Origin of the sequence: Companilactobacillus huachuanensis (assembly GCF_005404815.1) — a bacterium.
Lineage (GTDB): Bacteria > Bacillota > Bacilli > Lactobacillales > Lactobacillaceae > Companilactobacillus > Companilactobacillus huachuanensis.
Genome location: NZ_BJDF01000013.1, coordinates 20,434 through 34,934 on the forward strand (window position 1 = coordinate 20,434; position 14,501 = coordinate 34,934).

Annotated in this window: 12 protein-coding genes; 10 read left to right on the forward strand and 2 right to left on the reverse strand. The window is 35.4% G+C overall.

Annotated features, from left to right (window positions below; genetic code table 11):
- Window positions 1–184: 184 nt before the first annotated feature.
- From FFM71_RS08415 to FFM71_RS08425, 3 genes are all read left to right on the forward strand, one after another.
- A complete protein-coding gene (locus FFM71_RS08415; RefSeq protein ID WP_137611732.1) occupies window positions 185–829 on the forward strand; it encodes a CatA-like O-acetyltransferase in 645 nt (214 codons plus the stop codon).
- A gap of 179 nt (window positions 830–1,008) precedes the next feature.
- Window positions 1,009–2,472 carry an MFS transporter gene (locus FFM71_RS08420; protein WP_223876504.1) on the forward strand — a complete coding sequence of 488 codons (1,464 nt, stop codon included), beginning with the start codon at window positions 1,009–1,011 and terminating at the stop codon, window positions 2,470–2,472.
- 481 nt (window positions 2,473–2,953) lie between these two features.
- Window positions 2,954–3,514 (forward strand): TetR/AcrR family transcriptional regulator, encoded by a 561-nt coding sequence (locus FFM71_RS08425; RefSeq protein ID WP_137611733.1) that lies wholly within the window; start codon window positions 2,954–2,956, stop codon window positions 3,512–3,514.
- Window positions 3,515–3,908: 394 nt separating this feature from the next.
- On the opposite strand, the gene FFM71_RS08430 is transcribed toward FFM71_RS08425, so the two are convergent.
- Window positions 3,909–4,598 carry a M57 family metalloprotease gene (locus tag FFM71_RS08430; RefSeq protein WP_137611734.1) on the reverse strand — a complete coding sequence of 230 codons (690 nt, stop codon included), beginning with the start codon at window positions 4,596–4,598 and terminating at the stop codon, window positions 3,909–3,911.
- Window positions 4,599–4,999: 401 nt separating this feature from the next.
- Here FFM71_RS08430 and FFM71_RS08435 point away from each other — a divergent pair, with 401 nt between their 5' ends.
- From FFM71_RS08435 to FFM71_RS08465, 7 genes are all read left to right on the forward strand, one after another.
- Entirely contained in the window at window positions 5,000–6,973 is a 1,974-nt protein-coding gene (locus FFM71_RS08435) for a PTS sugar transporter subunit IIABC (RefSeq protein WP_171000513.1), read from the forward strand.
- Window positions 6,974–6,990: 17 nt separating this feature from the next.
- Window positions 6,991–7,815, forward strand: coding sequence for an alpha/beta hydrolase (locus FFM71_RS08440; protein ID WP_137611736.1), 825 nt, complete (start codon window positions 6,991–6,993; stop codon window positions 7,813–7,815).
- A 940-nt stretch (window positions 7,816–8,755) separates the two neighbouring features.
- The gene (locus tag FFM71_RS08445) at window positions 8,756–9,670 is read left to right on the forward strand and encodes a DMT family transporter (RefSeq protein ID WP_137611737.1); all 915 of its coding nucleotides are present in this window, start codon (window positions 8,756–8,758) and stop codon (window positions 9,668–9,670) included.
- A 228-nt stretch (window positions 9,671–9,898) separates the two neighbouring features.
- Window positions 9,899–10,798, forward strand: coding sequence for a DNA-processing protein DprA (locus FFM71_RS08450; RefSeq protein ID WP_137611738.1), 900 nt, complete (start codon window positions 9,899–9,901; stop codon window positions 10,796–10,798).
- 45 nt (window positions 10,799–10,843) lie between these two features.
- Window positions 10,844–11,707 (forward strand): sce7726 family protein, encoded by an 864-nt coding sequence (locus tag FFM71_RS08455; RefSeq protein WP_137611739.1) that lies wholly within the window; start codon window positions 10,844–10,846, stop codon window positions 11,705–11,707.
- Between the two features lie 2 nt (window positions 11,708–11,709).
- On the forward strand, window positions 11,710–12,615 hold the full coding sequence (locus tag FFM71_RS08460; RefSeq protein WP_137611740.1) for a sce7725 family protein: 906 nt from the start codon (window positions 11,710–11,712) through the stop codon (window positions 12,613–12,615).
- Window positions 12,615–13,739: an RES family NAD+ phosphorylase gene (locus FFM71_RS08465; protein WP_137611741.1), complete on the forward strand. Its 1,125-nt coding sequence runs from the start codon at window positions 12,615–12,617 to the stop codon at window positions 13,737–13,739. Before FFM71_RS08460 ends, FFM71_RS08465 begins: the two co-directional genes overlap by 1 nt.
- 40 nt (window positions 13,740–13,779) lie before the next feature.
- On the opposite strand, the gene budA is transcribed toward FFM71_RS08465, so the two are convergent.
- The gene (budA, locus tag FFM71_RS08470; RefSeq protein ID WP_137611742.1) at window positions 13,780–14,490 is read right to left on the reverse strand and encodes an acetolactate decarboxylase; all 711 of its coding nucleotides are present in this window, start codon (window positions 14,488–14,490) and stop codon (window positions 13,780–13,782) included.
- Window positions 14,491–14,501 lie beyond the last annotated feature (11 nt).

Here is a 14,501-nt window from a genome sequence, read left to right on the forward strand (position 1 = left end):
TACAAAAAATGTAGATATTAGGAAAAATGTATTCATTATTTTATTTATAATTTATTCAAAAAATAATCTTAAGCTGATATGAATGTTATGTTTGATAGTATTTTCAATCTCTAGTTGGCAGCAATATTTGCTAAAAGTTGTATGATATTAAAGAGAGACACAACAACTATTAGGAGGCATTACGATGGCATTCACGAAAATAGATTTAGACAGTTGGAGTCGTAAAGAAGTTTTTGAACATTTTATTGATCAAAAGACGACATATAGTGCAACACATGAAATAAATATTGAAACAGCATTAAGCTTTGCCAAGAAAAATGACTATAAATTCTACCCATTATTTATCTATGCAGTTTTGCGCGTTATTAACTCCAATTATTTGTACCGTATGGATTTCAATGAACAAGGTGAACTGGGCTTTTACGACAGTAGTACGGCTTTTTATTCTATTTTTGATGATAAACGGGAAATATTCTCCAATATTGATACGGAAGACACATACACATTTGCGGAATTTCATCGTGATTATTTGGATGATATTGCTAAATACCGTGACACTGGCAAACTATTTCCTAAGCAACCAATTCCTCAAAATATTGTCAATATTTCAATGATTCCGTGGGCCAGTTTCGATAGTTTCAATTTAAATATTGGTAATAATGACAATTACTTATTACCTATTGTAACGGCTAGCAAATTTCAAAAGCGTTCTGATGGAATCAAGTTGCCAGTATCATTCCAAATTCATCATGCTGTCTGTGATGGATATCAAACAGCACAATTTTTCAATAAATTACAGGAAATTTTGAATGAACCTGAAGAATTATAAAATGACTTGTCTTAGAGTGTACTTTAAGGTTTATAATTGTAAACAAGATGGACCTTTTCAGTAAATAAATAGTTGAGGGTTACCAAATAAATAAGACATTGCACGTTGTGTAGGTCTTATTTTTTGTTGGTAAATAAGGTGGAAAGAAGTAGAGGGGCACGAGTAGAAATCGTAAAATTTTGGTTACCTTCGCATTAGTTTTGTCGAATATGATGGCAGGGCTTGATGCAACGATAATCAATACTGCGCTACCTGCAATAATTAGTGACTTGCATGGTATTCAGTATATGGGATGGATCGTCGCCATTTTCTTATTAGGGATGGCCGTTTCAACACCGTTATGGAGTAAATTTGGAGAAAAGAAGGGTAATAAGGTTGCCTATATCACTGCGACAGCAGTTTTCATGATTGGAGCACTGTTTCAAGGATTAGCTCCTAATATTATCTGGTTTATTACAGCCAGAAGTGTCATGGGTATTGGTGCTGGTGGGATGAATACAATTCCCTTCATTATCTATTCCCAAATTTTCAAGAATATTAAACGTCGTTCGCAAGTTATCGGAATTGCCTCGGCGGGATTTAGTGGGACATCAATCGTCGGACCGCTAATTGGTGGTTGGATCGTTGACGCGTTCAGTTGGCACTGGGTGTTCTATATTAATTTGCCACTAGCATTATTGTCAATTACGATTGTGGCGATTTTCTTCAATATTAAAGAGAAATTGAATGAAGAAAAAGTTGATTATCACGGGGCCATTTTGATGGTACTCGGTTTGACCTCATTTTTGATTGGGATTCAGATGTTAGGAGTATCGTCAATTTTTGTTACGTTAGGATTCATTGCTCTGGGAGCGGTACTGATTTTTTGGATGTCACGTGTTGAAAGTCGAGTTGATGACCCCATCGTACCTAATCGTTTGTTTAAAAACGAAAAGTTAGTTATTGATTTGATTTTATTTGCCCTATTGTGGGGCTCATTTGTCGCTTTCAATATCTACATTCCAATGTGGGCCCAAGGTATTATGGGACTCAGTGCCTTAGTCGGGGGAATGACTCAGATTCCGGGTGCCATTGCTAATTTCTTTGGTTCGGAGTTGGAGCCATTTATGCAACGTCGGATGAGTCGTTATACAATTATTGCGATTGGAACAGCCTCATTCTTGATTTCATTCGCCGGATTGTACTGGGCTAATCAAACTGCCAGTTATACATTCCTACTGATCATGGGTGTTTTTGAAGGATTCGGTATCGGTATCTGTTTCAATGCCTTGTTGATCGCCGTGCAATTTGATGTTGAGACACGGGATGTGCCAATTTCAACGTCATTCGCTTACTTGGTCAGAATTTTGAGTCAAACATTTATGTCTTCTATTTATGGTGTTATTTTGAACTTGGCCTTAATTAAAGGTGTTAGAGAAAGTCATGGCCATATTACAATGGGAATGATGAATAAGTTGAGTAACGCTGCCGTAGCAAAAGAGTTACCGAAGGCTTATGTTCCAGAAATGAAACGAATTTTCTTTTCAGGGATTCACAATATCATGTTGTCGGCTTTTATTCTGATTATTTTGGTTATTATAATTTTGATCTATTTGTTCAGACGTGAGGCGGTTAAGAAACATGCTGAGGTTCAGACAGATTAAAAGAATTTTTATACTAATTAAAGGTTGAAAGTTTAGTTAAATATGCCGTTTCCAGAGCTGAGAGTATTCATTTGCTACGCGGAACGGCTCGAGCCAAAGAACGGTCTCAAGCCTCGGTTGAAGCCTCGCAAAACCCGCGAGTCTTCAACACGCCCGGTGGTGTAAGAGCTGAAGCTCTAACGCCACTTTCGCTGCAAATGAATACTCTCAGCTCTTCCAACTCGTTTGTTTTTTAATAGAAGGAATAATAAAGTGAAAGCTACTAATTGTTTAAATAAATTAATATAGCCATTGTTGTTCCAGATGTAGACGCTTAGTAAAGAATGAAAGTTTTATCTTTGTTATATAACGGCACTCAACTACAATTAAATTTTCCAAAGTGTCTGGAATTATTAAATCCAAATAACTCGATTCTTGTATAACAATGCTAGGCTGACTAGAATTGAGTTCAGTCGTAAAGGATATATTGGAGGTAGTGCTTGTGACTTCGAAAATATTATCAAAAGAAAGAATTATTAAGACAGCTATGAACTTGATCAACCATCAAGAACAACTGAATTTTACTAAGTTAAGTAAAATATTGGGAACTAGAGCTCAAGCATTGTACAATTATTTCCCTGATATTACGGCAATAAAAGTGGCAGTAGCTGCTCAATTTTATAAAGATTTGGAAGTTCGGCTACGAGCTGATTTGTTGGGTTTAACAGATGAACAAGCCGTTAAAATATTTTCCAATGTGGCGGTCCAGTATTCGTTAGGAAAATTTTATTTAGTACAACAAATTATTAGTATTCCACCTGATCGGTTACATGATGCCGAATTTGAACAGAGTTTTCGGAGCCTTCAACTAATTTTGATAGGATTGTTGAAACCAATAGTAAAAATTGAATCGGAACAATTGGTCATATCTAGAATGATATTCAATTTGATTATTGGCGAAATACTTTGCGCAGGTTATGGTCGTTTTGACAATGCTTTGATTAATACACGCGACAGTTTCAATCAGATGCTTGAAAAAATATTATCTGATCAAAATAAATGAATTTATTTAAGACCTGAAGGTTGAAAGGTAAAAAATTAATATAACCATTGTTATTACAGGTACAGAGCCAATTTATTTAAATAATCAGAAATAGTTGTTTTATAGTTCCTGTTATTAAAGAAATAAACTAGTCGGAAGAACTGAGAGTATTCATTTGCAGCGAAAGTGGCGTTATTGCTTCAGCAATTACACCACCGGGCGTGTTGGAGACTCGCGGGTTTTGCGAGGCTTCAACCGAGGTCCGAGACCGTACTTTGGCTCGGGCCGTTCCGCGCAGCAATTGAATACTCTCAGCTCTGGAGACGGCATACTTAATTAAACTTTTAACCTTTAGTTAAGACAAATAAGAGTGATAATCCCAAGCTAAATCAGGATTATCACTCTTATTTTTGTACTATTTATAAATATTCTTAAGTCCATTTAAATCAGCTTCCGATAATTTGAAAACACCTTGATCAACGGGGTACATGACAGAATTGGTGTAAGAACTGTGAGCTAATCCTAAGGCGTGACCCAATTCGTGCATTGCTACAGAATTTTTTATTGCCATATTTGGATAGGTGATATTTAGTCCAGCTCGGCCACTGTTGATTGCATAATGGTCTAGCTGCAAGGCAGATGGACCACCGTTGCCTAATTCAACGGTATTTGAAGCAAAATTTTCAATTTTTTTGTGATAGACAAAGAAAGTAATGTTATTTTGATTTGGTTGAGCAGCTCCAGGAATCAGTTTAACGATACCAGTGTTGTTGTAATTATCTATAGCATTTTGGAAAACTTGTCGCGCATTTGATGGAACATTATTTTTGAAATGATAATAGTAAGTATTGGAAGTGTGCATATTTTTCAGTGGTGACTCAATTGGTGTAGAAACTTTGCCAACTTGATTGTCAGAAGTTGTTTTCACGTGACCGCTGAGTTTTTTATCAATGTTTGTTTTAATCAGATAGACGTATGGTTGCATACGAGTGTTGGTTGCTTTAATTTCATTTTTGACCTGAGGAACAATCTCGGGATGAACTTCGACAACAACGAAGGCCGCTGCCAAAATGATTATCCAAGCAATCCATGAATTTTTTCTCATCTGTACTCCTTAAAAATTCATTTTTGTCTATGTAATCATAGTTTTTTAGACTACGCTTGTCCACTCAATTGATTTAAAAAAGCTATTTTGATAATTGACTTAGTTGGACTGCCACGTTTAATTAATTTTAATCTTAGAATTATCTTCATCGTAAGAGTAAAGGCCGATACGACGTAAAATATGGGAAGGATACCGTAAAATTTTAGCTACGCTTTAAGTTTAAAATTTGCGGATCTTTTATGACTTCGAGAGATAAAGAGCTTACTTTACGGCAATTTGGAGTTGAAATAGTAAGCCTATTCGAAAATATAAGCAATATTAGTTCGAATAAATTGACTAAAAACATGTTTAAACATATAATGTAAGCGTAAACAAATTTCGTTTGAAATTCAAAAAGGGGAATGAACGTTATGAAAAATCAAACACTTATTTCATTAGTTGCACCTGCTGATGGTAAACTTCTAACGCTAGAAAAAGTTGCTGATCCGGTATTTTCACAAGGATTAATGGGACAAGGATTAGCAATTGAACCCACTTCTGGAGAGATTGTTGCGCCAGTCGCAGGAACTATTACTTTAGTTTCAGAGACTAAGCATGCCTTTGGTATCAAAACTAAAGAAGGCGCAGATATTTTAGTTCATTTAGGGATTGATACTGTTGAACTTGAGGGCAAACCTTTTCAAGTCAAGATTAAACAGGGTGATATCGTCACAGCTGGCGAAGCAGTTGTAAACATGGATCTTTCGGCAATTGAAGCTGCTGGCAAAGAGACAACCGTTATTTTAGCAATTACCAATAGTAATGATATTTTACAGAATTTGATGATAAGCGGTTCTGATCAAGATGTTAGAGCAGGTTCTACAATCGCAGTGGCCGCAATCAAAACTACTGAGAAGGTTGCGATGAAACCTCCTAAAAGTGGTGGAAAATACGATCAATTAGCTACTGACATTATTGAGAATGTTGGTGGAGTGGAAAATATTAACAGTTTGATTCACTGTATAACTAGATTACGTTTTTATTTAAAAGATTCATCCAAAGCAAATGATAAAATTATTGAAAATATGGATGGGGTTATCTCAGTTGCAAAGGCTGGTGGACAATATCAAGTTGTTATTGGACAAGCGGTAACAGATGTTTATGACGCTGTTATTTCACAGATTGGATCCAAATTCTCAAATGACGATGCTACAGCAGAAGCGGTTGATCAATCAACTAACGAGGTTCATGGCTTTTGGCCTCGAATCAAACAAGGTGCCAGTAATTTTATTGGCGTTTTAACAGCATCAATGATTCCAATCATTGGTATTTTAGCTGGTTCTGGTATTTTGAAAGGGATTCTTGCAGCGCTAACTGGTTTCAATGTTCTTTCGACAACAAGTGGGACTTATGTACTGCTGAATGCCATTGGTGATGCAACCTTTTATTTTTTACCAGTGGTTCTAGGATTTACGGCAGCCAAAAAATTAGGATCAGATCCGATTGTATTGGCAATCGTTGGTGGAATATTGATTTATCCACAGATAATTACTTTAGCAAGTAAAGCCAGTACCGCTAGTACTAGTTTTCTAGGAATTCCCACAACCTTAATTTCCTACACATCATCAGTATTTCCAATTATTGTGGCTGCATGGTTAGGGAAATATGTTGAAAAGTTCTTGAAGAAAATTATTCCAATGTATGTCAGAAGTGTTTTCGTACCCATCTTAGAGGCAATGATATTGAGTCTGGTAGTTATTATCGGTGTTGGACCAATCATTACGATAATTAGTAAAGGACTTTCCAACGGACTAGTTTCAATCTATAACTTCAGTCCAACTTTATCCGGCCTTGTTCTTGGCGGTGTATATCAAACTATGGTAATTTTTGGATTACACTGGGGACTTATCCCGATTGTTATTAATGATATTGCCACAAATGGTCACAGTTATATTAACTCGATTCTTTCTATTACAATGGTTGCCCAAGGTGGAGCAGTTCTAGCTGTTTTCTTGAAGACTAAGGATAAACACTTGAAAGAAATGTCTTTAGCAGCCGCTATTTCCGCATTCTGTGGGGTTACCGAACCAGCCCTTTATGGTGTAAACTTGAAATACAAACGAGTCTTTGTCGTAGCAAGTATTGCCAGTGCCCTTGGTGGCGCATTGACCGGGTTCTTAAGGGTCGATAATTATGCCTTATCTGGTGCATTGATTGGATTTCCAGCATTTATTACACCAGGTGTCGGCATAGGCAGCAATTTCTATGGTTACTTGATTTCACATTATGCTACGTTATTAATTGCTGTAACGCTGGTATACTTCTTCGGCTTCACAGATAAAATGTTAACAAAAAAGGCTAATCCGATGAATTTAGATAATATTGAGGTGGCTTAATAGTAAGGGGATATCTTATGAAAATAGAGGATTATAGTCTTAATATTTCTGATCATCAGTTTAAAGTAAAAGGTTACTGGCTTGATCAGGTTGATGATTTTGGAAGAACGGTTGATTATCCAGTGGTAGTCATTTGCCCCGGCGGTGGGTTCACCTTTCACTCTGAACGAGAAGAGGAACCGCTAGCATTACGATTTAGTTCGTTTGCTATGCATGTGGTTGTTCTGGAATATAATTTGATTGGTAAGAATCCGGTCTATCCAACGGCATTGGAAGAGATGGCAAAAACGGTTGATTGGTTATCTAAACTACCGGAATCGATGCATATTGATAAAAGTAAAATCATTTTAGCGGGATTTTCTGCAGGTGGACATTTAGTGGCCGCGTATAACGGTATTGCAACGAACCCGACATTGCGGAAAAAATATCAAATAGACCGTTATAACGGTCAACACGCAGCAATAATTCTCGGTTATCCAGTTACTGACATGACAGTTAAGGGAAGCTTTCCAGATGACGATAAGATTTTACAGCAGATTAGTCTTGATAAATCCTTGTGGAAAACTCAAGATTTGTTAAATAAAAATTCAAAGCCAGCTTTTATTTGGCTTACAAGAACAGATGAGTTAGTGAACGTTACTAATTCGCTGACATACGCTGATAAAATGGCACAACTAGGCATTCCAGTTGAATTACATATGTATGGCTCGGGAATTCACGGCCTAGCATTGGCAACTTATGTTACAAAAAAGCCTGGAAAAAATAAGTATCTAAATCAACGTGCTGCAGGTTGGATTGATTTGGTTATGAGTTGGCTTGAAATGATGGATTTAGTATTGTAAGAAGGAAGTCGTTTTTTACTTAAGAACTTTTTAAGTAAAAAATGACTTCTTTTTTTTAATCATTAATTAACTAGAGGAGGAAAGGTTAGTTAAGTATGCCGTTTCCAGAGCTGAGAGTATTCAATTGCTGCGCGGAACGGCCCGAGCCTGGGAAGCGGTCTCGGACCTCGGTTGAAGCCTCGCAAAAACCGCGAGTTTTCAACACGCCCGGTGGTGTAAGGACTAAAGTCCTAACGCCACTTTCGCTGCAAATGAATACTCTCAGCTCTTCCAACTAGTTGGTTTTTTATGGAGGGAATAATAAAATAAAAACTCCTTATTATTTAAATAAATTAGCTGTGGGTCTATGACATCAACGGTTATATTAATTTTCAACCTTTTAATCTTTAGTTAGTTATATAAAAAGTTACGAACGATGATGTAACAGAATAAATCTTAGTTTTGTTAGTATATCTAAAATATTCATTAAATAAATATTCTATTTGCTAATAAATTAGTCGGAAGATCTGAGAACATTAACCGGCTGTGGGTGTGGCGTTACGGCTTTAGCCGTTACACCACCGGGCGAGTTTGGAGCCTTACCGGTCTTTGGTAAGGCTTCAAACCGAGGACCGAGACCGCACCACAGGCTCGGTCCGGTCCGCATAGCAGGTTAATGTTCTCAGATCTGGAGACGGCAGTTCTAATTTCCATAATCAAATTTACAAAAGAACCCTTTTATTTATCAAAAAACATGAAAATACCAGCTATCATTTGAACTGAAAACGCTTAACACCTCCAGAGCGTTGTTTTATTATCTAGCATTGTTATACTAATCACGTTACCCATAAGGAAGGTGAATATTTATCGTTAATTGACAGGAGTGATATTCCGGCTATTCGCGAGGATAGCGTAGCAATGAATTCAAAATGAAATCAAAGCGAAGGGAAATATATTACTCATGAAGTCTAAAAGGGTTTTAGGATCCATTGAATTAAGCATTGCCGCAGTTATTTGGGGAGCAATGTTCGTAGTTGTAAAAATTATTGTTGATGAGGTACATCCAATTCAGTTAGTTTGGTTAGAGTACTTGATCTCATTAGTATTTTTAATTGGATACTCACTAATAAAAGGAGAAAAGTGGCATATCAATTGGCCAGATCTTCGATTGATTTTTTGGATCGGAATAATTGGTAACACAATCTCATTAGTAGCACAGGAAATGGGCACAGGATTGTCTAATGCCCAAACTGGTTCTGTAATAACTTCAACCATCCCAGCATTTATGATTATCTTCGGTTGGTTGATTTTGAAAGAGCCACTCGATAAAGTCAAGATTTTCTCAGTTCTCATTGCCATTTTAGGTGTAGTGATGATTGTTGGTTTGAAAATGACTGGTAGTAACGTTGTTTTAGGAGTTATATTGTTACTTCTAACTGCTATCACATGGGCATTGATGTCTGTCTTGATCAAAAAGGTAAAGACTTATAGTTCTTTACAAATTACTATTATGTCAACTATAGTAGCCGTAGTCTGCTTGACACCATTTATTTTGAGCGATTTATCATCACTCACAAGCATTAACTTTGCCGAACCAAAAGTTATTCTCAGTTTGCTATATATCGGTGCTGTTTCAACCGCCGTCGCTTACGTTATGTGGAATAAAGGTCTCAAAGTTATTAGTGCCAGTTCTTCAGGATTGTTCTATTTGATTCAACCAATCGTCGGTTCATTTTTAGGTTGGTTATTATTAGGTGAACAGATCTCTGTTGGCTTTATTATTGGCTCCGCCATGATACTTGCCAGTGTTTGGATTTCAGTTAAATTTGAAGATTCAGACGAAGAAGCACTTGCCAGTGCTGGAAACAGTATTTAAAGTAGTTAACAAATTATAACTAAAAGGTGAAATTTGAGGTAAGTATGCCGTTTCCAGAGCTGAGAGTATTTTTAAGGATGAGAACAATAAAACGAAGACTTCTGGTTTATCAAATAAATTAGTTCTGGGTCTTAATTTTTTACCTTTCAATCTTCAGAATATAATTGAATATTAATAATTTATAAGGTGAATCCATGAGGGTTCACCTTTTTTTTCGTAATTTTAGCTATGATGAAAAATAAAACCATTTTGATAATGATGTTGTTGAAGATCCCCAGAATCGGTGGACAAACGGTGCGTAAAATTTTGAATCGAGAGGTAGATGTCGATAAGTCGGTGGATAACTGGCATTTTTTGAGTAAATCAGAAATTACAATCGTTAAGAAAGCAGTTACTGGTGGAAAACTTTCGGATGAAATTTGGGAACGATATCATTTGGAAGTCTTGGAAGAGCTAGAGCAAGCAAAAACTTTAAAAATTGAGGTAATTAATTATCTAGATGAATTTTATCCACAGCGTCTACTGAAATTACAACGCTTCCCAGTTATTTTATACACAAAAGGCGACAGTACCTTGTTGAATGCTAAACGGATGGTGACAATCGTTGGTACGAGAAAACCAACGGAATTTGGCATTGAGTGCGATATTGAGTTGACTGAGTGGCTTTCAGATCATGGCTATGTCGTCGTTAGTGGGTTAGCCCAAGGATGCGATGCCTATGCACATGATACGGCCGAAATGACCATTGCGGTGGTAGCGCATGGTCTAGATCAACCGATTTATCCACGTAGTAATACACAGCTGTCGAAAAGTATTCTAGAAAGGGGCGGATTATTAATTACGACATATCCGCTGGGGACAAAAGTTATTCCTCAATATTTGGCAGCGCGAGATGAATGGCAGAGTGGTTTGGGTGATGGGGTAATTGTTATTGAAACAGGCTTAACTGGTGGGACGAATACAACTATCAATTATGCCTTGAAGCAGATGAAGCCCTTGGCTATTTTGAAGTATGACGAGTATTGTAAAAATAATTTGGGTAATAAAGAATTTTTAGATAATCCAAATTTTGATGGACTTGTTGGAATGGATACTTTGATTAATTTTGTTAAAAGGATGCAAAGGTAAATGTTATACTTTCATTAATATCGATGTAAATGGAAGGGATAGACAATGACAACGGCAACTTTGATCAATAAGATGTTTACTGTCAATTCTTTAAAAAGAATAATAAGTAATCCCAATAATAGAACATATAGTAAAACTGTGAATACTGTTATTGGAAATCAGGATAGTGTAGATACTAATCTAGACGCTTTGAAAAAGGTATATAAGTACATGTCCAAGAATCATAGGAATGAATATTTTTATAAAAATACATTAGTAAATAAAATTCTTCTGGGTAAGCATAGTGTCAGGACATCGACTGCAATAAGAGAATTGCCCATTCTAAACAACATATTGGATTTACTAATTATTAATGGTACCGGTCAGGTCTATGAAATTAAAACTGGCTTGGATAACTTGATGAGATTGAATGATCAATTGTCCGCATACTATATGGTTTTTTCATATTGTAACGTTGTAACGGATATGACTCATTTGCAAGCAATAAAAGAAATGTTACAGGGAACACCGACAGGCATAATTTTATTGACTGATCGTGGAACGCTACATGTTGAGAAAAAATCAGAAGAATATAACGATAGATTAGATAATAAGACGATATTTAATGTTCTAAGGAAATATGAGTTTGAAAATATAATAAGTTCTGAATATGGCTTTCTTCCAGATACAACACAGTCAAAATATTATGATGCATGCTTTGAAATTTTTGAGAAGATGGATGTTAAAAAGTCTCAAAAATATATGTTAAAGGAATTGAAAAATAGAAGCTATATAAATAAAAATAATTATGGACAATTTAACAGAGTTCCAGCAGAGATAAAGTCGTTAGTATATTTCTCTGATTATAGCGAAATAGAGTATCGTAATTTAAATAGTTTTTTAAATAATAAATATGATGGGAAGGCTTAACAATGTATTTTCCGATTTTTAGAAGTAAACAAAATGAGCTATTGGCATTGAGAGAACTCTCAGATAATGGATTACTAAGCAATAATATAGTTCCAATTATTGAACCAATTACACCATCTCCAACATTAAAAAAATTACTTATTCAATTTGACGAGAATAATAAAAAGATTGCAGTTATACAGAATCCATCTATCGTACAATATGATGAATTTGATGACAATGAAATTAAGAATCTTAAAAAGAAAAGTAATTTTATTCCGGCTCTTATTGTTGATAGAAATAATGATTTTGATTTTTCTAGATATAATAATTCGAATAAAATGGTGATTCTAGGAGAAAAATCTGAGTTTGATGAAAGTAATTTAGTTGATAGTGAAACATATGCCGTTGTAGAGGTTAGTAATAGGTCAGTTATTAGAAGCCTTGATGGATGTACAAAAATGATTGAATTGCATGATCAATTTGTAAAACAAGATAGAAATGTGGACTATTTAAATAAAATTGATGAACTATTTTCGACTGAACAACGTTACTTTAAAAAAGAGGGCTTTTATGGTTTTAGTGATTACTCAGTAGTTGGGGGCAATTATCAATCGTCCGGATTTGCTGCTAAGGCAGTCGCCATTCATTTAGTGTATTTTGATGTAAAGAATGATTTAAGAATTCATCATTTCGTTTCCGATAGTAATGATGATATAAAAAATCCGGCATTAAAAGCACATGAGGCTCTTAAAAAGCTTGTAGATTTTGTTTATAGCGAAACCTTTGATATTGAAAAGAATCATTCCAAAGCATTGGACGAATTCAGACGATTGTACTCGTTAGATAAATATTCCGGATTGGGATACATTAAGAAACTATCAATTGAACATCATTTAGAAATTATGGGAAGGTTTTTGGATAAATAATGAAATGTTGCGAAAACTGTTTTAACGATGTAGATATTAAAGCACGTATTAGAGACATTGATGAACGTGGAGATTGTGATTTTTGTCATTCAAAAAATGTTTATTCATTGGATATCAAAAAAGCAATTAACAATGAAAACTATGCAGAAAATATTATTTTTGATTTTGAAGGATTGCTAAATCTCTATATTGTATATGATTTGAATAAGTCTCCGGCATTAGAAAAATTAGACGATGAATCTCATAAATTAGCGGATCAATTATTTAACAATACAAATATATTTAATTTACCTAGTAATGAAATTTCTAAGTTGTTAAAGGAATTATTACACAGAAAATATATTGAAAATAAAGAACTGTTCAATTCTTTAGTAATACCTAGATATTTATTAAATGATAATCTGATGAAAAACAATGGAATCTTTAAAGGGAAAACCTGGGAAAGCTTTGAAAGAGACATTAAATATAACAATAGATTTCATTCAACTATGACGAACGAGAATATTCTGATGGAATTTTTTGAAGCTACAACAGTTTCCTTGCCTGTGGGTAGTGAGTTTTATCGTGCAAGAATCAGTAATAATGGTGATCCAATACCGGGTTATGCAATGGGAGCAGCACCGCTAGGAATAGCAGGACCAGGAAGGCTTAATGCTTCTGGAATAGGTTATCTGTATTTATGTGAGCGTTATGATGTTGCTATTGCTGAAATAAAGAGTTCATTGAATGATTTGTGCACTGTTGCAAAATTCAAAATATCATCTGAACTTAACTTGGTTGATTTGTCGCAAATAAATAAATTGAGTATTTTTCAATTTGATAACAAAGAACAGTACTTAATGAATTATGAAATCTTAAATAAATTAGACTACTCAATGAGAAGACTTAGCAGTAATCAAAGATCTGAAATTGAATATGTTCCCACAGAGTTCATCAGTGATTTAATAAAGTACATGCAAATTGATGGGAAGAAAGTCGATGGAATTAAATATATTAGTACCATTGATGACGAGACTCGGGATATTGTGTTGTTTGATGAAAATAAGGCAATACAATTAAAAGATGAATTACTCACTTATCAAGTTAAGAAAATTAGCTATACGAATTTAAAAAAGGTTCATTAAAAAAGACGGTCTCTACTTTGAGAGACCGTCTTTTTACAGGTTAATTTTCAGCGTTATGGATTTCTCCCAATATATCCCAATCGGAAAAATCATAATTCATATAATCTTTATTATTAATTGGCAAATGTTGTTCTAATGTATCGAACTGTTGAATTTCAACTCGACCAGTCGCACCGCCGAATCCTAAAACGTGACCGCCAAAATTATGGTCATCGGATAGGAAATGGTGATGAAAACCACCGACGGCAGCACCGTCAAAGATTTGTGGAGAATAGTAGCTTAGAAGCGTTCCTTCGACGGACTCTTTCAAGAAAATACTCTGGTTTTCGGCGGTCTTACCCAGAGTAGCATAAGGCTTGTGGGATTTTTTAACGGCGCGAGTTTTAATATTTGTAAAAGTGCCATGTACTTTCAGTGAAAAGAACGTATTATTGCTCGTCATCGAAAGTATTTTTTTATCTAATTCAGACTGAGAAAGCTTTTCGATATCGGTCAGACGTCGATACTCTGCAAAGTGGCTGTTGGCGAATGGTAATGTGAAGTCGTCTTTAACAACGTTGACATCGCCATTACTGTCCACTTGATAGGGAACGCCATCGAGAATGACGAGTTCACCATCAAGGCCTTCGCCAGTACCGATTCCCGTGTCACCGTGCTCAAGCAACTCCCTCATAGTGATAGTTCCATCCAATAATCCGGGTACTAGTAGGGCTAGTGTTCCGTGTTGATAGAGTGTATGTGTTTTTGCCATATTTTTGCTTA